The sequence below is a fragment of the uncultured Proteiniphilum sp. genome (assembly GCF_937873925.1).
In the GTDB taxonomy this organism is placed as follows: domain Bacteria; phylum Bacteroidota; class Bacteroidia; order Bacteroidales; family Dysgonomonadaceae; genus Proteiniphilum.
The window spans coordinates 1-25105 of the sequence record NZ_CALNAT010000148.1; the positions used below are offsets into that span (position 1 = coordinate 1).

Here is a 25105-nt window from a genome sequence, read left to right on the forward strand (position 1 = left end):
ATTTTGGTGCAACTCCGCCAGATCAACGGATATTTATTGATTATATTTTTGTAAATCAACAGTCTTCGGTGATCAGCCATAACGTTCTTCCCGAAAAATTGAATGATATTTATTTGTCCGACCATTGTCCCGTTACGGCACAAATCCTGTTAGTGAACCCTTGAAACAGGGAACAAACAAAATGCCCGATACTCATATAGAAACATTTATGCCCAATTACTTTCAAAAATAAATACTTATGGAAAAAGAAAAGAAAGACGGCAGGAAGAAAGGAAACAGGCAAAAGCCTTTCAAGGCGCTTTGAAGCAAAGGCACTTGCAAATCAGGAAATTAAAGTTTTGCGAGGCCATTAAAAATAAATCATAATAAAATCAATTTTAAAAAATCAGAAAAACAGGATTCTTCGTTTAAGTATTGCTTTCATAAGTATTATCTCTTGGGGGATTCTTATGCAAAGTTGCAATAACGATGTTATTTCAAAAATGGAAACAGTGAAATTTGACATTCCTAAAGAGTATGACGAAGTAGGAATATTGCATAACGAAGGGTTAGAGTATATTTTTGAAGAAATCAAGGCTCAAGGCATCGAATACGCAAAAAATCCACGGCTAAAAGGCCGTCCTTTTATAGAAAACAAAGATGAATTTATAAAACAGGCAACGCTTGATTTTTGTAACCAACACGAAAAGTTGCGGAAACATACTGATCTTGTATGAGCACATTGAAAAATAACATCCCCTTGAAATCTTCAGGCACAGTAACTAATAATGCTGCTGTACAACAATTGCTTAATGAAATTACGTCTGTTCTTGGTAATGAATTTAAGGAGAATGAATTGCCCCGATTAAAAATGCAATTGGATATAATTAATCAGAAAGCGGCAAAAACGCTTTCCGAGACAGACGCCGCTGTAATATATTGTACGACAAGTACCGGTTATCATTCCTATCAATATTGGATGAATAATCATATAAAATGGTATTTTGCATTGAATTATCCTGAAATTCTTGAACAATACAGCAATGAAGAACTGAATCAACTTCAACTAAAAAATGGTAAAATAAAGACAAAAGGATGGTGGGATGATGTATGGAGCACTGCAGAAAGTTGGTGGAATTCAGCATCTAGTGCAATAAAAAATTGGTGGAATAATGGCGGAAGAGAAGTTGTTGCTGCGGATGCTGGAGGAGCTACTGGTGGTGCAATGGGTGGAGCCGTAGTCGCTGTGTCCACAGCCACCGTAGGTTGGGGTGCGATCCCCGTAGGTGCTGTTGCGGGAGGTGTATATGAATCTGCTAGTGAAACTATAACTATCTGGATATTAGAATGATGAAATATATAAAACCATTATTGATAATGATGATTATTTATCCACTCATATTATGGATATTTGATCTTGTCTTTAGTCGAGAACTACAGATATTGCATTATATTTTGTCTGGCTTGTTGGTTGGAATTTTATTCGTGATTATACTTTATTTTCAGGATAAAAGAAAAGAAAAAAGGAGAACGAAGGAAAGATAAGATTTTAATAACTACAGGTTGCCGGAAAAAATTATGCCGGCAACCTGTAGTTAATTCCATATTATGTATTGCGCTTATATTATCTATTCGCTATTGTTCTTCGTTTCTTTTATCACTGTGGGATCAGAAAAGGAACCCGGCAAAAGCCTTTCAAGGCATTTTGAAGTAAAGGCACTTGCAAATTAGGAAATCAAAAAGTTTTGCTGAAACAGTTAAAAAAGCAGGTCATGAGAGCGTTTAAATATATAGTTTTTATTTTACTTGCAAGGTGTATTGTGTTTGTTTTATTCGTGATCTTTACGTTAATTGTCTCTTGTAAAAGTCATCAATCAAAAGAAAACACAGTAACTACAGATTTTTACTCTGTTCTTGAAATTCCGGACTCACTGCTTACAGCAGAGCAAGATTCGTTGAAAAGGGAACTTGTTGATGTCATGATCAACGATTTGGAATACAAAGAGGATAAAGTTGTTTTTCTACTGACAAAAGAAGAGTTCGTAAAAAAAAGTTTTGCTCCTGAATATTATGATATTACCGTTAATAATATCAAGATAGATAATAAAATAAGAAAGACATCGGACAGCAGTGATTGGGAAAAATTAATTAATGACAAAATTCAAGAATATAAAAATGAGCCCCCAGAGAAAGAACAATGTGAGAAAAATGATTCCGAACAAGATTTGCTTGCCGGAACGTACTTGGAGCTGCAAAAATTCACACAGAAACCGGACAGTCTCCTTACTGATGAGGAAAAGGTTAAACGGGATAAGTTGTTTAACCTGATTTTAGAAAAAGTCACTGTCAAAGATAATCAGTTTTATAGTTCTGCTACTCCCAAGGATTTTATCGACAAAGGCCTCTCACAATATTATTACGATATTTTAGAAAAATCGCTTAGGGAATCGAATCAATGGGTAAAAGATGAAAATATAACTAATCTAGATTCAATGGTTCAAAGTTCTAAAATATCCTTTTTAAAAAAGGAATGAATTTACCACCCTTCGCTGCTGTACGATTGTAGTTCGTGGAAAGATAAGAAAAGAATGGCCTCCTCACACAAAAGATTCGAGCAACAGCGAGGTTAACAAACCTCGTTCAATGAATTTTTAAAGTGGCTGGTTGATTACGGAATCGCAGGGCTTTGCCTGACCGTTTTATTGATTGCTGTACCGTTATATGATTCGAGGAAAGACCTTGAAGAATATTTAAGTATTCTCTAATTTAAATTATGTAATAACTTAAAAATCAAATTGTATGAAAAAAAATCTTTTATTACATTCAACCGTACTTCTCGGATGTATTTTACCTTTTGGAAGCATTTTAGGCCCATTGTTTTTTAAAACAGATAATCCGGACTTATCGAATAATAGAAAATTTATATTAAGATTTCAGATATTATGGACAATTCTATTTTTTGTTACGGGTGTATTCATTTGGTTACATCAAATACAATTGTTAGTTTCTGGTATGAGTTTAGATGATTTCTGGTTGAAAATCTGGGGAGTTGTGTACCTATTATTTGCCTTTATTTACCCGATCATCAGCATAGTGATTATTTTTTCGAAAAAGTCTCAAGGCCTATTATGTTATCCCCGAATAGGAAAATAAGTACTTCTGTCAATAGTATCGATAAGGAGTTAAAGGAGTTTATTGAGAAACCCGATAGCTTGTTGACTCAAGAGCAGATTATAAAAAGAGAAAAGCTGTTTAATCTGATTTTAGAAGAAGTCACTGTCAAAGATAATCAGTTTTATAGTTCTGCTACTCCCACGGATTTTATCGACAAAGGCCTCTCACAATATTATTACGATATTTTAGAAAAGTCGCTTTCGGAAACGAATCAATAGGTTAAAGCGGCCTAAGTACATCGTGGTAAACTGAAATAATGGAACAAAATCAAAAGAATCTAACATTAATGAATTCTATAAACATTTAAATTTACAAGCAAATGAAAAAATTAGCAATTCTTGCAATTGTAATTATTCTGCCATTAGTTGTGACAATGGCTCAGGATAAATCTGGCGATATCAGGCGGCTGATGGCCGTGATGCAAATGGACAAAACCGTAGATAATATGATGAATAGTATGCAAAACGCCATGAAACAACAGGCGACAATGCAAATACAGGGTGATTCGGCAAAAGAAAAATCGAGAGAAGAAATAATTGAGAAATCTATGGATTTCATAATGACCGAAATGACAGCGATAACGAAAAAAATGATCGATGAAGATCTTCCCACAGTGTATGAAAAGTTCTTCACCCACGGAGAGATCAAGGATTTAATCCAGTTTTACGAATCTCCAACAGGAAAAAAGTTATTGGAAATAACACCGGAAATGAGTGTTGAAATAATGAGTCTATTGACAACCAAATACATGCCAACCCTCAATCAAAAGATGAAGGAATTAATGTCTGAATTAACTCTGGGATCAAAACAATAAGCTAATTCAAAAAAGAAATGAAATGAAAGAAAACAATAAAATAGATATATTTTTTATTCTGGTTGTTCTTATTATTGCTATATTTTCAGCATGGGGGGATATTACAGCTTTGCTAATAGGAATAAGTTTTACAGGAATTCCCTTGTTTAATATCTTAATAAAAAACAAAAATGTAAGGCGCATAATAGGTGGAATATATGTTGTTTTTCAAATACTAGTTATATTTTATTTTTCATCGAAATGAATCTATGTATAAAAGTATAGTGGTAAATTTGTAATAAACCGGCAATGGAGTTCGTTTTGTTCTAGAATACAAATTAGCACTATATATCAATTCACTTAATAACAATTAAAAAAAATGAACATGAAAAAGTTATTTTTTATAGCGATATTATTAGCGCAGTGGACTGTCTCTTACAGCCAGGATAAGGTATCGATTTACGAATCGGGAGAGCCTGTAAGAGACTATGAAACGAATTTTAAAAACCTTATCAATAACTGGACGCCAAAGAATGTGACCAATGCCGGTGAATATGATTTGTTGGAATGTTCATTTGTCGAAACCCTCGACGATTCTACCCGATATAAATTTTACCGTAACTATTTTTCCGGTGAAGAAGCACTTTATAGTTCCATACTCGGCCGTGATGGAGGCGACAGCAAGGGAAAAATACATGAGCTTTATATCAGACCGGGTTATCTTTATGCTGAATTGTATGACACGAGAGGAATGACCCCGGAACAAAAAACGTTATTATCGGAAGATTTCAGGAAAGAAGCGCGTAACCTGTTTGAATCCGAAATGGATATCGAAACGATGCAACTTAATCATTATTATTATAAATACGAGCAAATAGACACAATCGTAAAGTCTTCCCAAGGTTTTGATATTTCTGGTATAGAAAGGAGTTATAAGGGTTTTGAAGCAGCGTCTCCCGATACGATATCACAAAAGTATATTGATTATGCTCTCAATGAAATAGAGGACAAAAAGGAATTGGATACAACCGAAAGGCGAAAACTATTATTGGAAGAAATACTCATTAGAAAAACAAGCAGTCAATTATTCTTTAATGAACAAGTAGGTATAGGCGACAGAGTATATGTAATTAAATTTCAATATAACGGCAGGATATATAATAACTATGTGATATGTAGCGCTAAAAGTAAAAAAGTTGTGATGGATTATTTTTTTAAGAATATAACTTTATGAAAAAAATTATCGGATTGATTGCATGGCTTGTTGTCGTATGCTTATGTGCCCAGAACGAAGTGAATTACAACGAATCGAAAGTTCCTGCGTATATCCTTCCTGACCTTTTGGAAGGTAATAACGGGGAGAAGATCACGAGTATAGAACAGTGGGAAAAGCAGAGAAGGCCGGAATTGCTGGAGTTATTTGCTTCCCAAGTATATGGACAAACTCCTGACGCGAAGATAGATGTTACTTACGAACTCCTGACGGAAGATCCCAATGTGATGGACGGCAAAGCAACCGGCAAGCAGGTGAAATTTACTTTTTCGAACGGAAATAAAAAAATCGAAGCTATTTTATTGATGTACATCCCCAATAAACCGACGGGTAAAGTGCCTGTTTTTGTAGGATACAATTTCAAGGGAAACCATAGCACTACCTTAGATACGACGATCCTTTATTCCCCGGTTTTCCAGTTGGTGAAAGAGCCGGATCATCCGGATTGGGAAAGAGGGATCCAATCAAACCGGTGGTGCTACGATAAGATCATCGACCGGGGATATGCCGTGGCAACGATGTGCTATCACGATATTTTCCCCGATAAACCGGAATTAAAAGATCATAGTATTATCTCCCTTTTTCCGGGATATCCTGAAACCATAGCTCCCGGCGAATGGCAGGCTATCGGTGCCTGGGCATGGGGATCGAGCCGGATCGTCGATTTTCTGGAAACACAGGAGAAGATAGACAGCGATAAAATAGCCATCATGGGACATTCCCGGCAAGGGAAGGCGGCGTTGTGGGCCGGAGCCCGGGACGAACGCTTTCGGATTGTCATATCCAATGATTCCGGCTGCGGAGGTGCTGCGCTTTTCCGGAGAAAATTCGGGGAAACTATTGCTGTTATCAATAAAAATTTCCCCCATTGGTTCTGTGAAAATTTCCGCCAATACAACGACCGGGATGAAATGTTACCTGTAGACCAGCATCAGCTTATCGCTTTGATAGCGCCCAGAAAAGTGTATGTGGCAAGCGCCGAAGAAGATCTTTGGGCAGACCCTCGAGGTGAATTTTTATCTGCATACCATGCAGGACCGGTATATCGTCTCTACGGATTGACAGCCATCGACTCTGACAAGATACCGCAATTGCATAAACCGATCATGGAAGACATCGGTTACCATATAAGAGCCGGGGAACATGATGTGACGGAATATGACTGGGAGTGTTATCTGGATTTTGCCGATAAGCATTTCAAGAATTGACGGTTCTTCTTTGAATATTAAAGTAACGGGAGGCTAACCAGTGTTTGTACATTGGATCCAAAAACTGTAGCTGGCTCTGCATATCATCAATGATATCCAATTCAATAAGGCGTTTTTTCAGTTGAATAACATTCGCCGAAGTACCCAGGTGGTACTTGGCTAAAGTGGCTTTCGAAGTTAACTGACTTTCGTTATTCAATATCGCTTCCAGCAATGACAATTGTCTCTTACTCAACGAATCCGTCACATTCACAAAAAGCAGGCTGAGTTGGTTGATAATATCTTCGAATGCGTTATCCACAATTTCAGTAGTAGATCGTTTCCCGGTTCTGAACCATACCTGCTGAGCCAACTGTTGCACATAATAAGAATGATTGTCGGCTAAAACAGCGATCCGTTCGGCCTCAGCCGGTGAAATCTCCTTTTTCGTGTCAGCAAAACGTTTTTGAATAAACGAGACCCAGTCCGCCGTCGGTATCTTTTCTAAAAACATAATATCACCGAATTTGTAAAAAGGCATCGCATAATTCGAAAACACATCCAATAACATATGCTGCTTACTACCATATAAACAATAGGCAGTTTTCTGATGTGTCTGCCAATGCGCCCGCAATTTCCGTTGAAAAGCACCGGGATGCTCAAATAACGCAATATTTTGGAATTCATCGATGCAAATGATAATATTCAAATCCTTTTTTATAGCGATATTTTCTGCCAGATTAAGGATATCATCAGGACTTTTCTGCAATTGTTCCCAACCAATAGAAAAAGATATTGTACTTTGTTTATCGGGAGAAAACGATATCTGAGGTATCAACTGCTTCAAAAAGAACCGTGTATTTTTTACCAGATCGTCCCACCCTGAAGAGGTCGCTCTCAACACTTCGTTTGCCAGTAACAGGTAAAATTCGTATTCACTCCGAATATTAAAAATATCCAGATGTACGATCTTCAGTTTTTTATTCTCCTTTGTTGCAGACAAAGATGCAAGTCTCACCAAAGAAGTTTTTCCCCAACGGCGCGGCGAAATAATAATAGTATTAACCCGTGAATTAAAATTATTTTTTAGCCTGACTATTTCTTTCTCCCTATCCGTGAAATCAATTTCCTGAGGTAATTTTCCATAAGCGAACGGTGTGTTCATAATTCTCTCTTTTTTCAGCAAAGATAAGTTATATTTTTGCAACTTACAAATATATAACTTACAAAAAAGCAACTTATCAATTTGTAACTTTTGTCGAAAAATGATATCGTGCCAGATTACGTCCCGGGACTTGTTTGAATTTTGCGACAAACATCCCAAAATTAATTTATTTTTGATTAACTTCGTCGCTGTAATTCATTTCCAACAACTCTAAAGGGGAGTTTATTCTTTCTCTGGCAGAAAGATGGTCTTTCCCTTGGTTGCCAGGTTTAAATCAAACTCATTCCCTAATTTTCAACAGAAAAATGAAACTTATTTCTCCGATTATTCTTCTGTCGTTTGTTTTATTGGGCTGCACAGCCACAGCAGAAAAACAACCTACCGGTTATGTGAACCCTTTTTTAGGGACAGCCACGCTGTGGGAACCGGAAGACCTGGGATATGTACGCACCTGGAAAGAGCGCACCTGGGGGGCCGAGGTCTTTCCGGGCAGCTCCCTGCCCAATGCCATGGTACAGTTGAGCCCTGTCACCCAGTTCCGGAGCGGAGCGGGCTATCAGTACGAAGACACAGTGATCTACGGTTTCTCCCACACCAACAAAGGGCACTGGAACCTGTTGCATATTCCCCTGCTGCCGGTCACCGGAGAGGTCACGCCAGGAAATTATGCCTCCACCTTCAGTCATGATAACGAATCGGCGCATCCGGGGTACTACCAGGTATTTCTCGAAACATACGGCATCGACGTGGAGCTGACCAGCACGCTGCGTTGCGGATTTCACCGGTATACTTATCCCAACGGAGCGGATAAAAAACTGATTGCCGATATGACCCGCTCCAATAACCGGGTAAAAGATTGGCATATCCAAAAGGTGGACGAACACGTGTTTTCCGGTTTCCAGGATGCCGAAGGAAAGATGTATTTCTATGCGGTCTCCAACTATCCGATAGAGGATATCCGGCAACTGAAAGATGACCGGCATGAAGTCTCTTTGGTGGACTTCGCCGAGAGTGAAAACGGCGGGATGCCGGGTAAGAACGAAAAAGACAAAGGAAACGAGAAAAACGAACCGCTGGAACTCAGGATAGGATTCTCCTTCGTCAGCATCGAAAATGCGAAGATGAACCTGGAAGAGGAGATGCTGGATAAGAGTTTCCATCAGGTACGTCAGGAGGCCGACCAGGAATGGAACAGGTTGCTGTCGAAAATAAAAGTATCGGGCGGTACCGGGCGCGAAAAAGGCATCTTCTATTCTACCCTCTACCGCTCATTCCTATGGCCTGCCCTGCGCAGCGATATAAACGGAGATTTTACGGATGAGAGAGGAGAAGTCGTCAATAAAGGATTCCGTTACTATACCAACCCTTCGTTCTGGGATGACTACCGCAACAAATTGGTACTGCTGGGTCTGTTGTCACCCGATGTTACTGCAGATATCATCCAATCGATCACCGACAAAGGGGAGAAAAGAGGGGGATATATGCCTACCTTCTTTCACGGCGACCATGCCTCGGTGTTTGTGGCGGGAAGCTACCTGCGCGGCATCACCGATTTCGACCTGGAACGCGCCTACACGTTGCTGCTGAAGAATGCTACCGTGCCCGGCCGCGGCGGCAGGCCCTATCTGGACGAATATATCGAAAGGGGCTGGATCGCAGAGAAAGATACGACCAACGTACCTACATGGGATGAATACAAGGCGGCAGTCACCAAAACAGTGGAATATGCGTATGATGATTATGCGACAGCTCTGATCGCCAAGGAACTGGGCGACCAAGAGAATTACCGGTTGCTGATGGAACGCTCCGGCAATTACAAGAACCTGTTTGATCCCTCTACCGGCTTCTGGCGCGGGAAGATCGACAATGGTGAGTGGATCGCGGATTTCGACCCTTACTACCCCTATTTCGCTTACATGTACCGGGAAGCAAACGCCTGGCAATCGCTCTTCTTCGCCCCGCACGACCCGGAAGGGATGATCGCATTGTACCCTGACCACCAGGCGGTGGAACAGAAGCTCGACTCACTCTTTACCGAACCCTGGAGGGGATATGAAGCGCACAATATGACCGGCTTTATGGGTAATTACTGTCACGGTAACCAACCCTCCCACTCGATACCCTACACCTATTACTTTATCGACAGGCAGGAGAAAGCGCAATGCGTGCTCGACAGTATCATGGATCGGTTCTACGATATGGGAGCCGAAAAGCTGGCTTACGCGGGCATGGACGACGCGGGCGAGATGTCGGCATGGTATGTGTTCAACGCCATCGGGCTATATACCTATTCACCGGCCGATCCGGAATATATCATCTCGGTTCCCCTGTTCGACGAAGTAAAATTTTCTTTGGGTGAAGGCAGAGAATTTACCATCAGGAAGGAGGGCAACGGAAAGAAAATCCGACAGATCAGATACGGCAACGAAACCATAGACGGATGGTTTATTCAACACGACCAACTGGCACAGGGCAAAGAACTGATAATAACTACTACTGAATAGTAAAATAACGGGTTGCTAATAACCCCCTCTTATTCCAATTCTTTCCGCCAATAATGCATGGCAGGCAGGGTTTCACCGAATCCGAGACTTTGATACAAATATTGGGCAGAGAGATTATCCTTGCGTACTTCCAGCGTGATGCGACTGCATCCTCTTTCCCTGCCGATCGCAATGACCGCCTCAAGTAATTGTCGTCCGATCCCCTTGCGGCGGTAACCGGGCAGAACGATCAGATCATGAATATTGATCATCGGACGGACAGTAAACGTCGAGAAATTCTCAAAAGCGACCAACAGCCCACACACAGTCCGACCTGTTTCGGCCAACAGGACAATAGAAGCAGGATGCCGTCTCAACCCGTTCGTTAACTCTATCTGAGCGGTTACCGATAAAAACTCTCCGCCTCCCATTTTATCTCCGATATAGGCGTTGATTAAATCGGCAATCCCTTTCGTGTGAGCAGGATTCGTGTAATCGCATATTCTTATATTCACTTCGGTCATATTGAATAGTGATGAAATTGGATTTAGTATTATAACTTTTTGAGAATGATTGTTTTTGCCTGGAAATCGTTTGCCTTCTTCGCGATCAGAAGCATTTCGTTCCATTTGTCGACCGGTATATAAGACTTTTCATATATCTTATTTGCCGACACGAACAACTTGTTTCCTTCGAGCCTATAACCGGAGTGGAATCCGCCGAAATCGTTTGAATATACAGAAGGCAGTACATCTAACCCCTCAACGGTATATCCTTCGGGGATCTCTATCCCAATCTCATAATCCAAATGCATGGCAGTGGGGTATAAGTCTCATATCCGGGAGAAGAAGCTTTTACACCCTTTACCCTGATTTTGGTTATCTCGGAATTCATATCATAAAACCGATAGAAAGTAACCGGTCGGATATTTTTAACACACGAATAGGTAACATCCTGATTCTCTTTTATAACAACCTTATTATTCTCCATCATATAGGTATATGTGGATTGCTGATCACTGATGATCATATTGTCATCGTCGTTTTGAGATAAAAGGGAAACGGGTAAGAAAGAGATTAACAACAGAAAAAAATACTTCATAGTCATAAGACCCAAATAGAACGATTCATAAAATAATTGAAATAAACATCAGGACACCACAAAAATAATAAATTAACTTCAATTATATTTCTTTACACAGTAAAAATACAACAAAAAAATCCCAAATAATTATTATACTTTAGCTGATTCTGCCTCCATTCATATCGGTTTCTTATGTAACTTTACCGCCACAATATTTATTTAACAATAGAATCAGTATATGAAGCAATTTCTGCTCTTTACATTGAGTTGTGTAATGGTAACCGCAAGCCTGCAGGCACAACAACTCAAAGGTATTATTGTCAATAAAAAAGGAGAACCTATCCCGAATTCAACCGTGTATATTCACGAAATTGCCAAAGGAATTGCTGCCGACAATCTCGGCGAGTTTCAAACCGGCCTTGCACCGGGCACGTATACCTGTGAATTTCGTTCCCTCGGCTACGAGAGTATCAGGAAAAATATTGTAATGGGAGAGAAAAACCAGACTGTCCGTGTGGAACTTCAGGAAACATCGTATATGTTGAAAGAGGTGGTGGTTTACGCCACTGCCAGCGACGAGGATCCGGCCTGGCGCATCATGCGGAAAGCCATTGCCCACGCCCCTTATTACCGTTACCAGATAAAGGAATACACATCAGAAGCCTATATAAAGGGAAGTTTAACCATCGATAAGATCCCGGGAATTTTCAAACGCGCCATGAAAGTCAACGACAACAGTTTCGACTTCAACTCCCTTATAGGAAAACCGTTAGTGATGGAGTCAAAAAGCGATATCCGTTTTATATCGCCTGAAACTTACCAACAAAATGTAGTTGCACTGAAAAGCTCCATTCCCAAAGAATTCAATGCGGACAAAGGATTGAGTATCATGACTTCGAGTATCTACAACGCTGAACTGAACGGGAGGATCTCCCCGCTCGCTCCCGGAGCATTCAGATTTTATGCGTTCAAACTTGAAAATGTAGATTATAAACCCGACCATATTATAAACAAGATCAGAGTGACGCCCCGGAAGAAAAATCCTAACCTGTTTTCGGGCCATATCTACATTTTGGAAAACACATGGAACGTATATATTGCCGATCTCGTCGCAAGCGAACTGGGCACTACCATGCATTACCGCATCAACTACCATCAGGTGCAGCCTTCGGTCTATTTGCCCACTACCTATGATGTTACTCTTACAATAAATACGATGGGCGTAAAAGGATCGGGGAAATACTACGCATCGATGAAATACAATTCGGTTCAGGTAGATAAAACAAGGAATCCTGCGGCCGTGAATGAAACAGCATTGCCGGACGAACCTGACGAACAAAAAATATCACCCAGGCAACAAAAAATATCGGATGAATTGGACAGACTGGCTCAAAAGGAAGAACTCTCTACCAAGGAAGCCTATAAAATGTCGAAACTGATGAGCCGGATGGTTGAACCGGAAGAGGTAAAAGAACAACGGGAATCGCTTGAGATAAAAGATATTGAAAATGTAAAAATGGAAGTGGACACACTGGCATGGAAGAGAGATTCAACCTTTTGGACAAGTGTGCGTGAATTGCCGCTTCGGGAAGATGAGTTGAGAAGTTATCAGGTGAGGGATTCCCTGTCGGGTAACGACTCTATTACGGAAACAGACGGAGGTAGAAATGAGGTAGTATTATCGATTGAAGAAAACCCGAAAACCGTATTCGGAAAAGTCACACAGGGAGGCGTATGGAAAATGACCCGGAATCTTTCGCTTCGTTACGGCGGATTAATGGGTACATTGAAAGAGTACAATTTTACAGACGGATTTTGGCTGGGACAAACACTTTCCTTTAATTATGCCATCGACAAAAACCGGAATTTCTCCGTTTCCCCGTCTTTGTATTATGCCACGGCACGAAAACAATGGTTGTGGCATGTATCCACTTCGTTGAATTATGCGCCCATGTCCCTCGGGCGGTTTTATCTTTCCGCAGGACATATTTCACGCGATGTGAACAGTGAAAACGGCGAGTCGAGACTGATGAACACCCTTACAGCCCTCGATCTGGGACAGAATTTTATCCGGTTTTACGACAGCCGGTACGTCAGAGCCGACCATAACATCGATATTGCCAACGGACTGCATTTGTACACCGGTGCGGAAATAGATAAACGGTCGGCCCTGCGTAACCGTACCTCGTTTAATTTTATCGGCAAGGAAATTCCCGGGAATATTCCTTCCGATGCCACTTTATATCCCAGCCATACGGCCGCAAATATCACGCTGGAACTGTCCTACACCCCGCGTTACCGTTACCGGGTAAGAGACGGCAGGAAATGGTACGTTTCAACCAAATATCCTACTTTTTCGGTTTTATACAAAAAGGGAGTCAATCTTTTTGCCGACAATCCGGCGCCGTTGTATGACCGGATTTCTTCTTCGGTTTCTCAAACTATTAAAGTCTCCCCTTTCGAAGAGATCGATTACCTGTTTTCAGGCGGCACCTTTTTATCGTCCGACAGGTTATATATGAATGATCTCAAATATTTCAGGAATAACCAGATGCTGTTTACCGCGTCCGATTTTAACCGGAGTTTCAACCTGCTGGAACCTTATACCGCTTCCGGAAAATGGTGGATGGAAGGGCATCTGAATGTTCAGTCGCAATATCTCTTTTTGAAAAACCTGCCTTTCCTGCAACGTTTTTCATTCGATGAAGCGGTTCATTTACATGGGCTGTCCACCGGGAACAGGAAATTTTATCTGGAAGGCGGCTATTCCGTGGGGTTTATGGGTGTAGGCAGGGCAGGGATTTTCACCGGTTTTGCCGATAAAAGATTCGACCGTTTCGGAGTAAGGGTAAGCTATCCGCTTTGGAATATTATGGAAAAGCCGTTTAAATAAATTGTTGCCGGATATTTCAACTGATCCTGCCCCACTCGTAGCGGTTTCCGCCCAAACGGTCCAATTGTTGTTTTAATACCAGGTGTTCCGGCTGTTCCAGTTTGGGGTCTTTTCCGATCAGATCTTCTGCGATCTCGCGGGCACGAAAGAGGATGTTGTTATCCTTTACCAGATCGGCGATCTTCAGGTCGAAAGGAATACCGCTCTGCTGGGTTCCTTCCAGGTCGCCCGGACCACGCAGCTTCAGGTCGGCTTCAGCAATGACGAACCCATCGTTGCTCCCGGTCATGATCTCCATCCGCTTACGGGTATCGGAGGAGATTTCATAGGGTGTGATCAGGACGCAATAGGACTGGTCGGCTCCCCGCCCTACCCGTCCCCGCAACTGGTGCAACTGGGAGAGCCCGAACCGTTGCGCGCTCTCGATCACCATCACGCTCGCATTAGGCACGTTCACCCCCACCTCGATCACCGTCGTGGATACCATGATCTGTGCTTCATTGACCACAAACTGCCGCATCACCTCGTCCTTTTCGGCCGGCTTCATCCGTCCGTGCATCTTGCAAACGGTAAATTCAGGGAAAGCCTCTTTGATGTGCAGGTACCCTTCCTCTAAGTTCTTCAGATCGAGTTTTTCGCTCTCTTCGATCAGTGGGTAGACGATATAGGCCTGTCGTCCTGCGTGGATCTGCTCGCGGATGAACTGATAAAGCGCTCCCCGTTTCTTATCGTACCGGTGGAGCGTCTGCACCGGTTTCCTTCCCGGCGGCAGTTCGTCGATCACCGAAACATCCAGGTCGCCGTAAACCGTCATGGCCAGCGTGCGGGGAATGGGCGTGGCGGTCATCACCAGCACATGGGGCGGTTGATTGTTTTTTGTCCATAATTTAGCCCGTTGCACCACCCCGAAGCGATGTTGCTCATCGATCACTACAAAACCGAGGTTATGGAACTGCACCGTGTCCTCAATCAGGGCATGGGTTCCGATCAGGATATCGATCTCACCCGCCTGCAGGCCGGCATGGATCTCCTCCCGCACCTTCTTCTTCGTAGAACCGGTCAGCAATTCCACCCTCAGATTCATTCCCAAAAGCATCTCCCTGAACGTCTCGAGATGTTGTGACGCCAGGATCTCGGTCGGCGCCATCAGGCAGGACTGGTAACCGTTATCGAGCGCTATCAGCATGCACATGATCGCCACCAGCGTCTTGCCGCTACCCACATCTCCCTGTAGCAGACGGTTCATCTGTTTTCCCGACGCGGTATCTTTCCTGATTTCCCTGATCACCTGTTTCTGCGCGTTGGTCAGCGGGAACGGAAGTTTTTGCCTGTAAAATGAATGGAGATGATCTCCCACTCTCCTGAAGATAAACCCGTTCAGCTTCCCCTTCCTTTCCGATGCATAACGGACAATATTGAGCTGGATATAAAAAAGTTCTTCAAACTTCAGGCGAAACTCCGCATTCCGGAGCAGGGGGGCTATCTTCGGGAAATGGATGTTCTCCACCGCATCATGGAAGGGCATCAACTTTGCCTCCTTCACTACATCGGGCGAAAGTGTTTCCGGAAGCCGTTCTTTGATCAGTCCGAAAGCATTCTCGATAATCTTCTGCATTGCCCTGGAGTTGAGATAATGGTTCTTCATCTTCTCCGTGGTATTGTACATCGCCATCAGCCCTTCGGGGCGATCCGACTCATTCATAAAAGGATCGATATCGGGATGGGCGATATTCCACTTGCCGTTGAACAGAGTGGGCTTACCGAATACCACATATTCCTGATTGAGTTTGTACTTTCCTTCGATAAAACGTATCCCCTGGAACCAGATCAGGTCTATGAAACCGGTCCCGTCGGTAAAGTGCGCCACCAGCCGTCTGCGCCGCCCCTCTCCAAAGGATTCGAACGCGGTGATTTTCCCTTTCAACTGGATATACGCCATCGAGTTATCGATCTCATGGATATAATAGATCCTGCTCCTGTCGATATAGCGGTAGGGATACCACCTCAGCAGGTCACCGACCGTAAAGAGACCTATTTCCTTATTGAGGATCTCCGCCCTTTTGGGGCCAACGCCGGGAACGAATTGTATGTCGGTCTGAAGGATATTCATTCTGGATACGAAATTTGTATAGACTCAATTTACCTGTTGTTACCCTGCAGCACCCATTTCCAAACCGGAACGACTTGTATCTGTCTTCCGTTTCTCTCTATGGTTCTTTCTTCATCATGGGTAATCATCAGCAAATTATTGCCCTTTAACTCATCGGCCGGGGTTTCAGATTGCAATGGTAGATTTTTGAAGTCCGTCAGCTCGGCAAAGCTGAAAGGCAACATGGTGATTTGTAAATATCGTCCGGTAAGCGCCGTACCCAACATATTATTTTTACTTTACTGCACAAAAATAGTGTTTTTTATGCAGTACAGCATTTCTATTGCAAATTTTTTATTGTTTTTCCGGATTATGAGGACGATCATACGGCAAACTGAGTTTTAATCTGGCTTTTTACCCACAATATAAAGTGCAGGCATTCTTTGAACAGAATACCTGCACTGCTTAGACAGAGATTAGAAATTCGCTTTACGCTTCTTTACTTCATCTATTAACTTTGAAAAGGATTTACCTCTTTTACGTTTTTCATGTTCCGAAGTAGAAAAGTGCCATGCTTCCCGTCGAAGTTTCAGATAGCTCTCATAAACTTTATGGTCTACTATTCCGCTGTTTACCGCTTCTAAAACGGCACAACCGGGTTCGTTGATATGCTCGCAATCCTTGAAACGACACGATTTTGCATAGTCGGAAATTTCAAATATTTCTACAGGTGAATCGGGATTGTCCATAGCCAAGCCAAATTCCCGAACGCCCGGAGTGTCGATTAAAACACCTGAACAATCCATCAAGACCATTTCCCGGCGGGTCGAGGTGTGCCGCCCTTTTCCCGTGGACAGGCTTATATCGGACGTGAGCAATACCGATTTTTCGCAAAGCGCATTAACCAGAGAACTTTTCCCGACACCCGAAGAACCGACAAACACGACCGTCTCACCTTCCGATATAGATTCCCGTAGTCGGAGAATAGTTTCGGGGTGATGGACACTTGTGATAAATACAGGCATTTGACGGACAACATGTTTGATTACTTCATCTATTCTCTGTTTATCAAAACCTAAGTCGGCTTTATTGAGTACCAATACAGGTTTGATGTTTGCTTCCAAAATCTGAACCATGAAACGCTCAGCCCTGCGAACATTGAAATTATTATCAAGGCTTTGTACAATAAATGCCTTATCGACATAAGAAGCAATGACTTGCTTATTGGCAACTGTTCCGCTTTTCTTGCGATACAATATCCGTTCACGGGGTAACATATCAACTATAATCCCTTTATTTTCATCGAATGGTTGAAAAATAACCCAATCACCCGTGCAGGGTAATTCAAAATCCGATTTCCCATACATCATATTTCCCGTTAGTTCACACTGAAACAGTCCTTTTTCGGAAACGATCTCGTAGCATGTCCGGTGTACAATGGATATACGACCATGAGTAAGGGCACTATGCGTTGATTCTTGTTTTAGTTGGTTTAACTTATCATTCCAACCATACGTATTTAAGTTAATCATTATCTTAATATATAGCATACACGTGAAGGCATAACAATGCTTTCGTCATTGCACGCAGGTTAAAACTGAAATTATAGTAATATAGAAACTACTCTCGAAAAGGGTTATCCGAGAGCAAACGAAAGGACAATCTGTACAGACCATACAGATTGTTTACAACACCAAATCCGATTTATGTAAAGTCTTTAACATATTGCAAAGATACATCATATTTTATTGGGTTGAAAATATGTTGTTAATAAAAAATCTATTATTCTTCGCAACAGAGTTATTTGAAGCAATGGAGAACCAAAGCAAACGAATTCCATAGGATACTTTTGAGTATAAATAGTTTTTTTATATATATGATTAAAAACGTGCGAACCTTTTTTATTTGGTTCGCACGTTTTTTTGGCAATCAGTCTCATTGACCGGTATAATTACAAATTACTAAATCAGTAAATCATCAAATCAATAATCTGGTATACTAACATATTAATCACATTAGCACATTAAAAAATTACCAGGCGAAGAGCGGATATTCCCGCATGGTGGCGTTGACTTTTTCGCGAACTGCCGCGATGGTTCCGCGATCTTCCGGGTTCGAAAGCACAGTATCGATCATCTCCACAATCTCTCCCATCAGTTCCTCTTTTGCTCCACGGGTGGTGATGGCAGGTGTACCGAAGCGCAATCCCGATGTCTGGAAAGGAGAGCGGCTGTCGAAAGGCACCATATTTTTGTTGACGGTGATATCGGCTTCCACCAGCACCTTCTCTCCCACTTTACCGGTAAGGTCGGGGAATTTGGTGCGCAAATCCACCAGGATGATGTGGTTGTCCGTTCCTCCGGAGACCACTTTATATCCCTTATCGATGAATGCCTGTGCCATCCGGGCGGCATTCTTCTTCACCTGCGTCTGGTAGGTTTTGTATTCAGGCTGCAGCGCTTCGTAGAATGAGACCGCTTTCGCGGCGATCACATGCTCCAACGGGCCGCCCTGCATACCAGGGAATACCGCAGAATCCAGAAGGGCCGACATCATCTTCACCTCCCCCTTCGGCGTGGTGATACCCCACGGGTTTTCAAAATCTTTCCCCAGCAGGATCACTCCTCCGCGCGGGCCACGCAAGGTTTTATGTGTTGTAGAGGTCACGATATGGGCATATTTCAACGGGTTATCGAGCAATCCGGCGGCGATCAGTCCGGCAGGGTGTGCCATATCGACCATAAAAATAGCGCCGACCTCATCGGCCACCTTGCGGATCCGGGCATAATCCCATTCCCGGGAATAGGCAGATGCTCCGGCAATAATCAGTCTGGGGCTCTCCCGACGGGCGACCTCTTCCAGTTGGTCGTAATCGATCTGCTGATTGTCTTCACGTACATTGTATTCCACGGGCTGGAACATCAGTCCGGAAAAATTGACCGGCGAACCATGCGTCAGGTGACCGCCATGCGACAGGTTCAACCCGAGGAATTTATCACCTGCCTTCAGACAGGCCAGGAATACAGCCGCATTCGCTTGCGCGCCGGAATGAGGCTGCACATTCGCCCATTCGGCGCCGAACAGTTCTTTCAGCCGGTCAATAGCCAGCTGCTCACTCATATCCACCACTTCGCATCCGCCATAATAACGCCTTCCGGGATAGCCTTCGGCATACTTGTTGGTCAGTACCGATCCCATCGACTGCATCACCTGGTCACTTACAAAATTCTCGGAGGCAATCAGTTCGACACCTTTCAACTGCCGCTCACGCTCTTTCCCTATGATCTCTGCGATCTGCCTGTCTTGCTTCATTCAAATAATTTTTTTAAAAAATCAAATGCAAATGTAAGAAGTTTCGATGAAAAATATCCGCTTTTTTATTGGCAATATCTATGCAATCCACTTTTTACGGAACAGAATGAAGCCGAAACAGAATTAACTCACTATATTTGTAATCATAATCTTTTAGTCACCCCGTAAATCATCAAAAAATGAAGAAAACAGTTTTTATAGTCCTCCTGCTTGCCGCCCTGACCATCCAGTCGGCAGAAGCACAGGAATACAATTACATTCATGTCTCAATCGATGCCGGTTTAGTAGCGAACACAAGCCATGACAAAAAGTTTGGCATGGGCGGCACCCTCGGTTGGCTCACCCAGGATAATCTACTTGCATTCAATCCCCGTAATTACATCTCTTTAAGTGTAAAAGCTTTCAACAATCCCTATGGCGAAGGTAAATTTCTTTCCAGTATCATGAACGACGCCAATGATGCATTCAACTACATTATGCCATTGGTGGGCTATCGTTTCACCCAGGAGGGTATTTCCAATGGTTTTTTCGTAGAACCGCGTATCGGGGCGGTATTCGGGTCCAGCTATAACGGAATGGCTTTTTCACCCATAGCCGGTTATGCCGTTCAGCAGTTCAATTTCTCCCTATATTGCGATATGGGTTTCGGTAGTAAAGAGAGCGCCATCCTCAAAAAGAATTTCTTTACACCGGGTATCAGCGTTGCCTACAATATCAGTTTAAATTAAACGCCCCATGAAGAAAGCGCTGATTACCGGAATTACTGGCCAGGACGGTTCCTATCTTGCCGAATTGCTTCTGGAGAAAGGATACGAGGTACACGGCACCCTGAGGCGTTCATCCTCCTTCAATACCGGCAGGATAGAGCATCTTTATCTTGAGGAATGGATCCGCGATATGAAACAGAAGCGGCTCATCGACCTGCACTATGCCGATATGACCGATTCCAGTTCGCTGATCCGTATCATCCAGCATATTCAACCTGATGAGATCTATAATCTGGCGGCGCAGAGCCATGTAAAGGTGAGTTTCGACGTACCCGAATATACGGCAGAAACCGATGCCGTAGGGACCCTCCGTCTGTTGGAAGCGGTGAGGATACTGGGACTGGAAAAAACAACACGCATTTATCAGGCATCGACCTCGGAATTGTTCGGGCTGGTACAGGAAGTGCCTCAAAAAGAAACTACACCATTCTATCCCCGCAGCCCCTACGGGGTAGCGAAACTGTATGGATACTGGATCACCAGAAATTATCGCGAGTCATACGGGATGTTCGCGGTGAATGGCATTTTGTTCAATCATGAGAGCGAACGAAGAGGTGAAACATTTGTCACCCGGAAGATCTCGATGGCGGCTGCCCATATCGCACAAGACCTTCAGGATAAACTGTATATCGGAAACCTGGACGCGAAACGCGACTGGGGTTATGCACCCGATTATGTGGAATGCATGTGGCTCATGCTGCAGCATGAGGTGCCGGAAGACTTCGTGATCGCCACGGGAGAGATGCACAGCGTACGCGAATTCTGTACGCTCTCCTTCGCCGAAGCGGGCATAGCGCTGCGTTGGGAAGGAGAAGGGATCGGCGAAAAAGGGATCGATAGGGCTACCGGACGTGTGTTGGTGGAGGTCGATCCGAAATATTTCCGTCCCGCAGAGGTAGAGCTGTTGTTGGGAGATCCCACCAAAGCCAGAACCCTGTTAGGTTGGAATCCGAACAAAACATCATTCGAAGAACTGGTCCGGCGAATGGTGAGGAGCGATATGGAAATGGTAAGAAAACTCTCCCGGTAAAATGAGGTCTGACTGCGTAATAAATGAATAAGGGACTGATCATGAATAAAAATAGTAAGATATATGTCGCCGGCCATCACGGGCTGGTAGGATCGGCCATCTGGCGAAACCTCGGATCGAAAGGATACGCCAATCTGGTCGGGAAATCCCACGAAGAACTGGATTTACAGGACGCCTCGGCCGTAAAGGCCTTCTTTGACAGGGAAGAACCGGAGTTTGTAATTCTTGCGGCGGCGCACGTGGGAGGAATTATCGCCAACAATATCTACCGGGCCGATTTTATCTACCGTAACCTGCTGATCCAGAATAATGTCATAGGAGAGAGTTTCCGTCACAATGTAAAGAAACTGCTCTTCCTCGGCAGCACCTGTATTTATCCCCGTGAAGCACCGCAGCCCATGGCTGAGGAGGCCCTGCTCACCGGTCCGCTGGAATATACCAATGAACCCTATGCCATTGCCAAGATCGCGGGACTGAAAATGTGCGAAAGTTTCAATATCCAGTACGGCACCAACTATATCGCGGTGATGCCTACCAACCTGTACGGACCGAACGACAATTTCGACCTTGAAAAGAGCCATGTACTCCCCGCCATGATCCGCAAGATCCATCTGGCGAAAGCAATGATGAACGGTGACTGGGACGCTGTCAGGCAAGATCTCACCCAACGTCCGGTAGAAGGAGTTTCCGGCAGCAGCACGCTGCAGGATATTGAAAGCAGGCTCCGTAAGTACGGTATCGGCAAGGAAGAGCTTGAGTTATGGGGAAGCGGGAAGCCGCTGCGGGAATTCCTCTGGAGCGAAGATATGGCCGATGCCTCTGTCTATATCATGGAGAATGTGGATTTTCCGGATCTGGCAAAGGGAAAAACCGAAATCCGGAATTGCCATATCAATATCGGCACCGGAAAAGAGATCAGTATCCGGGATCTGGCCGCACTGATCAAAAAAACAGTCGGTTACACGGGAGAGATCGCTTTCGATACCTCCAGGCCCGACGGCACCATGCGGAAACTGACCGATGTCTCCAAACTGAACGCGCTGGGATGGCGGCACAGCGTCGATATTGAAGAGGGCGTAGAGAAGATGTACGAATGGTACGTGCGGGATCATAATAAGCCTTAGCTAAAAAAATTGCACCGGCTACGGTCCAGACAGTAGAGGAATTCATCTCCAACCTCTAGGAATATGATTTTTTATTCCATATCCTCTATTCATCATTATATGAATTTAACGGGGATTACCACCATTTTACTTGTCCAATGACATATATAAAATGCCGCTTCCATGAAAGAAGATTTCCGCGCCGGATAAATTTTTTTCACCTTGAATTTGTTGTACAAATGAAATTTAAATTACATTTGTAAAGTAAAAACCATTAAAACGACATTACTATGGATCTCAATAGCTATCCATCGGAGCCTTTTCGTATCAAATCGGTAGAACCGGTTAAAATGATCCCTCGCGAAGAACGGGAGAAAGTGATCAGGGAAGCGGGCTTTAACACATTTCTTATCCCGAGTGATGATGTCTATATCGACCTGCTGACCGACAGCGGAACCAACGCAATGAGCGACCGCCAATGGGCTGGCATGATGATGGGCGATGAAGCTTATGCCGGCAGCCGCAATTTCCGCCATCTGGAAGAGACGGTGCGGGATATCTTTGGCTTCAGGCATGTAGTCCCTACCCATCAGGGAAGAGGAGCGGAGAACCTGCTGTCGCAGATCGCCATCAAACCGGGGCAATATGTGCCGGGAAACATGTATTTCACCACTACCCGCTACCACCAGGAGCGCAACGGAGGTATCTTTACCGATATCATCCGCGATGAAGCGCATGATGCTTCCCTGAATATCCCGTTCAAGGGAGATATCGACCTGAACAAACTGCAAAAGCTGATCGATGAAAAAGGGGTGGAAAATATCGCCTATGTATGTCTCGCCGTAACGGTCAATCTGGCCGGCGGGCAACCGGTATCCATGAAAAATATGAAACAGGTGCGGGAATTGACGGCTCGTTATGCCATCAGGGTATTTTATGATGCCACGCGTTGTGTGGAGAATGCCTTTTTCATCAAGGAGCAGGAGAAAGGCTACCGCGACAGATCCATCAAAGAGATTGTACGGGAGATGTTCAGCTATGCCGACGGATGTACTATGAGCGGCAAAAAGGACTGCCTGGTGAACATCGGCGGATTTTTATGTATGAACGACGATGATCTTTTTGCTGAGGCAAAGGAGTTGGTGGTAGTATATGAAGGGATGCCGTCGTACGGCGGAATGGCCGGACGCGATATGGAAGCGATGGCGATCGGCCTGAAGGAATCGCTGCAGTATGAATATATAGAACATCGCGTAAAACAGGTGCGATACCTGGGTGACAGACTGCGGGAGGCAGGCATTCCGATGATCGAACCCACCGGCGGACATGCCGTATTCCTCGATGCCGGACGTTTCTGCCCGCATCTCACGCAGGATCAGTTTCCGGCGCAAAGCCTCGCAGCCAACCTCTATCTGGAGTCGGGCGTACGCAGCATGGAGCGGGGTATCGTTTCTGCCGGACGCGACAAAAATACGGGTGAACACCACCGACCTAAGTTGGAAACGGTACGACTCACCATTCCCCGTCGCGTCTATACTTACCGTCACATGGATCTGGTAGCGGAAGCGGTTCAATCGCTCTACCGGAAAAGAGAGACCATCAAAGGACTCCGCTTTGTATATGAACCGAAGCAACTACGGTTCTTCACTGCCAGGTTCGAAGAGTGCGAGTAATCATAACCGGACCTCACCTTGGAGTGGTGTCAAATCGGGATAGTGATGTTTAATAGTTCTGGTAGGCACCGCTGGCAATATCGTCGAGCCAGTCCTGATGCTCCAGATACCAGCGGACGGTCTTCTCGATACCTTCCTCGAACTGGAGAGAGGGCTCCCATCCGAGTTCGTTCTTTATCTTCGTGGCATCGATGGCGTAACGCAGGTCATGTCCTGCCCGGTCGGTGACGTAGGTGATCAGCTTTTCCGACGTACCTTCCTCCCTGCCCAGCAAGCGGTCTACAGTTTTGATGACCACCCGGATCAGATCGATATTCTTCCATTCGTTAAAACCGCCGATATTATAGGTATCTCCCACCTCTCCCTTGTGAAAGATCAGGTCGATGGCACGCGCGTGATCCTCCACATACAGCCAATCCCTTACATTTTCTCCTTTTCCATACACGGGTAACGGTTTATTCTGACGGATATTATGGATAAATAGCGGGATCAACTTTTCGGGGAACTGGTTGGGTCCGTAATTATTGGAGCAGTTGGAGATAAGGGTAGGCAGGCCGTAAGTGTCGTGATAGGCCCGGACGAAATGATCGGACGCAGCCTTTGAAGCGGAATAAGGGCTATGCGGATCATACCGGGTCTCTTCGGTGAAGAGGGTACCGTCGAACCCGAGAGCTCCGTACACTTCATCGGTAGAAACATGATAAAAGAGTCTGCCGGCGTATGCATCCTGCCAATTCTCTTTTGCCGCCTGTAAAAGGTTAAGGGTTCCCAGCACGTTCGTCTTGGCAAAGGAAAAAGGATCGGTAATCGATCGGTCTACATGGCTTTCTGCGGCCAGATGGATCACATCGGTAATTCCGAAGGTACTGAAAACCTCTTTCATCTTTTCGAAATCGCAGATATCCGCTTTCAGGAACCTGTAATTGGATTTCCCTTCCAGATCTTTCAGATTGGAAAGATTCCCTGCATAGGTCAGATTATCAAGGTTGATGATCTGATAACCGGGATATTGATTGACGAACAGCCGTACTACATGTGAGCCGATAAAGCCGGCGCCGCCTGTGATCAGGATATTTTTCTTTGCCATGATTATAATTACTC

At 44.0% G+C, this 25105-nt stretch carries 23 protein-coding genes; 14 read left to right on the top strand and 9 right to left on the bottom strand.

Translation table 11 applies throughout. The features are described 5' to 3' along the window. Nucleotides 1-491 precede the first annotated feature (491 nt). The 8 genes from Q0502_RS09895 to Q0502_RS09930 all read left to right on the top strand — a co-directional run bounded on the left by Q0502_RS09895 (nucleotide 492) and on the right by Q0502_RS09930 (nucleotide 6427). Nucleotides 492-716: a hypothetical protein gene (locus Q0502_RS09895; protein WP_298650144.1), complete on the top strand. Its 225-nt coding sequence runs from the start codon at nucleotides 492-494 to the stop codon at nucleotides 714-716. After that, nucleotides 713-1330 (top strand): hypothetical protein, encoded by a 618-nt coding sequence (locus Q0502_RS09900; RefSeq protein WP_298650147.1) that lies wholly within the window; start codon nucleotides 713-715, stop codon nucleotides 1328-1330. Before Q0502_RS09895 ends, Q0502_RS09900 begins: the two co-directional genes overlap by 4 nt. 421 nt (nucleotides 1331-1751) lie before the next feature. Next, the gene (locus tag Q0502_RS09905; protein WP_298650150.1) at nucleotides 1752-2513 is read left to right on the top strand and encodes a hypothetical protein; all 762 of its coding nucleotides are present in this window, start codon (nucleotides 1752-1754) and stop codon (nucleotides 2511-2513) included. 594 nt (nucleotides 2514-3107) lie between these two features. After that, the gene (locus tag Q0502_RS09910) at nucleotides 3108-3371 is read left to right on the top strand and encodes a hypothetical protein (RefSeq protein ID WP_298650154.1); all 264 of its coding nucleotides are present in this window, start codon (nucleotides 3108-3110) and stop codon (nucleotides 3369-3371) included. Between the two features lie 101 nt (nucleotides 3372-3472). After that, nucleotides 3473-3967, top strand: coding sequence for a DUF2059 domain-containing protein (locus Q0502_RS09915; protein WP_298650157.1), 495 nt, complete (start codon nucleotides 3473-3475; stop codon nucleotides 3965-3967). Nucleotides 3968-3989: 22 nt separating this feature from the next. Beyond that, the gene (locus tag Q0502_RS09920) at nucleotides 3990-4211 is read left to right on the top strand and encodes a hypothetical protein (protein WP_298650160.1); all 222 of its coding nucleotides are present in this window, start codon (nucleotides 3990-3992) and stop codon (nucleotides 4209-4211) included. Between the two features lie 120 nt (nucleotides 4212-4331). Beyond that, nucleotides 4332-5180, top strand: coding sequence for a hypothetical protein (locus Q0502_RS09925; protein ID WP_298650163.1), 849 nt, complete (start codon nucleotides 4332-4334; stop codon nucleotides 5178-5180). Further along, a complete protein-coding gene (locus Q0502_RS09930) occupies nucleotides 5177-6427 on the top strand; it encodes an acetylxylan esterase (protein ID WP_298650165.1) in 1251 nt (416 codons plus the stop codon). The genes Q0502_RS09925 and Q0502_RS09930 overlap by 4 nt, the downstream gene beginning before the upstream one ends. Here Q0502_RS09930 and Q0502_RS09935 read toward each other — a convergent pair. After that, nucleotides 6417-7571 (bottom strand): ATPase, encoded by a 1155-nt coding sequence (locus Q0502_RS09935; RefSeq protein ID WP_298650166.1) that lies wholly within the window; start codon nucleotides 7569-7571, stop codon nucleotides 6417-6419. The two genes, Q0502_RS09930 and Q0502_RS09935, sit on opposite strands and share 11 nt — an antisense overlap. Before the next feature lie 305 nt (nucleotides 7572-7876). On the opposite strand from Q0502_RS09935, the gene Q0502_RS09940 reads away from it, so the two are divergent. Beyond that, nucleotides 7877-10075 (top strand): GH92 family glycosyl hydrolase, encoded by a 2199-nt coding sequence (locus Q0502_RS09940; protein ID WP_298650168.1) that lies wholly within the window; start codon nucleotides 7877-7879, stop codon nucleotides 10073-10075. A 29-nt stretch (nucleotides 10076-10104) separates the two neighbouring features. Here the strand turns inward: Q0502_RS09940 and Q0502_RS09945 are convergent, their stop codons facing one another. Genes Q0502_RS09945 through Q0502_RS09955 form a run of 3 tightly spaced genes read right to left on the bottom strand, consistent with a single transcriptional unit; the run spans nucleotide 10105 to nucleotide 11083 of the window. Then, on the bottom strand, nucleotides 10105-10578 hold the full coding sequence (locus Q0502_RS09945; protein ID WP_298650171.1) for a GNAT family N-acetyltransferase: 474 nt from the start codon (nucleotides 10576-10578) through the stop codon (nucleotides 10105-10107). A 29-nt stretch (nucleotides 10579-10607) separates the two neighbouring features. Beyond that, complete coding sequence (locus Q0502_RS09950) at nucleotides 10608-10862, bottom strand: hypothetical protein (protein WP_298650172.1); 255 nt, start codon at nucleotides 10860-10862, stop codon at nucleotides 10608-10610. Then, nucleotides 10841-11083, bottom strand: a complete 243-nt coding sequence (locus tag Q0502_RS09955; protein WP_298650174.1) for a hypothetical protein — start codon at nucleotides 11081-11083, stop codon at nucleotides 10841-10843. The genes Q0502_RS09950 and Q0502_RS09955 overlap by 22 nt, the downstream gene beginning before the upstream one ends. A 292-nt stretch (nucleotides 11084-11375) precedes the next feature. Here Q0502_RS09955 and Q0502_RS09960 point away from each other — a divergent pair, with 292 nt between their 5' ends. After that, on the top strand, nucleotides 11376-14030 hold the full coding sequence (locus tag Q0502_RS09960; protein ID WP_298650176.1) for a DUF5686 family protein: 2655 nt from the start codon (nucleotides 11376-11378) through the stop codon (nucleotides 14028-14030). A gap of 16 nt (nucleotides 14031-14046) precedes the next feature. Here the strand turns inward: Q0502_RS09960 and recG are convergent, their stop codons facing one another. The 4 genes from recG to glyA form a co-directional block, all read right to left on the bottom strand. Then, nucleotides 14047-16140 (bottom strand): ATP-dependent DNA helicase RecG, encoded by a 2094-nt coding sequence (gene recG / locus Q0502_RS09965; protein WP_298650179.1) that lies wholly within the window; start codon nucleotides 16138-16140, stop codon nucleotides 14047-14049. Between the two features lie 29 nt (nucleotides 16141-16169). Beyond that, the gene (locus tag Q0502_RS09970) at nucleotides 16170-16406 is read right to left on the bottom strand and encodes a hypothetical protein (protein ID WP_298650182.1); all 237 of its coding nucleotides are present in this window, start codon (nucleotides 16404-16406) and stop codon (nucleotides 16170-16172) included. 189 nt (nucleotides 16407-16595) lie between these two features. After that, a complete protein-coding gene (rsgA, locus tag Q0502_RS09975; protein WP_298650184.1) occupies nucleotides 16596-17651 on the bottom strand; it encodes a ribosome small subunit-dependent GTPase A in 1056 nt (351 codons plus the stop codon). A 499-nt stretch (nucleotides 17652-18150) separates the two neighbouring features. Further along, nucleotides 18151-19431 (bottom strand): serine hydroxymethyltransferase, encoded by a 1281-nt coding sequence (gene glyA / locus Q0502_RS09980; protein WP_298650185.1) that lies wholly within the window; start codon nucleotides 19429-19431, stop codon nucleotides 18151-18153. A gap of 179 nt (nucleotides 19432-19610) precedes the next feature. Between glyA and Q0502_RS09985 the strand changes: the two genes are divergently transcribed. The 4 genes from Q0502_RS09985 to Q0502_RS10000 all read left to right on the top strand — a co-directional run bounded on the left by Q0502_RS09985 (nucleotide 19611) and on the right by Q0502_RS10000 (nucleotide 24004). Then, nucleotides 19611-20159, top strand: coding sequence for a hypothetical protein (locus Q0502_RS09985; RefSeq protein WP_298650188.1), 549 nt, complete (start codon nucleotides 19611-19613; stop codon nucleotides 20157-20159). 7 nt (nucleotides 20160-20166) lie between these two features. Further along, complete coding sequence (gmd, locus tag Q0502_RS09990; RefSeq protein WP_298650191.1) at nucleotides 20167-21228, top strand: GDP-mannose 4,6-dehydratase; 1062 nt, start codon at nucleotides 20167-20169, stop codon at nucleotides 21226-21228. Nucleotides 21229-21269: 41 nt separating this feature from the next. Further along, nucleotides 21270-22352 (top strand): GDP-L-fucose synthase, encoded by a 1083-nt coding sequence (locus Q0502_RS09995; RefSeq protein ID WP_298650193.1) that lies wholly within the window; start codon nucleotides 21270-21272, stop codon nucleotides 22350-22352. Nucleotides 22353-22621: 269 nt separating this feature from the next. After that, nucleotides 22622-24004, top strand: a complete 1383-nt coding sequence (locus tag Q0502_RS10000) for a tyrosine phenol-lyase (RefSeq protein WP_298650195.1) — start codon at nucleotides 22622-22624, stop codon at nucleotides 24002-24004. Nucleotides 24005-24053: 49 nt separating this feature from the next. Here Q0502_RS10000 and rfbB read toward each other — a convergent pair whose 3' ends face one another. Next, nucleotides 24054-25094 (bottom strand): dTDP-glucose 4,6-dehydratase, encoded by a 1041-nt coding sequence (rfbB, locus tag Q0502_RS10005; RefSeq protein WP_298650256.1) that lies wholly within the window; start codon nucleotides 25092-25094, stop codon nucleotides 24054-24056. Nucleotides 25095-25105: the final 11 nt, after the last annotated feature.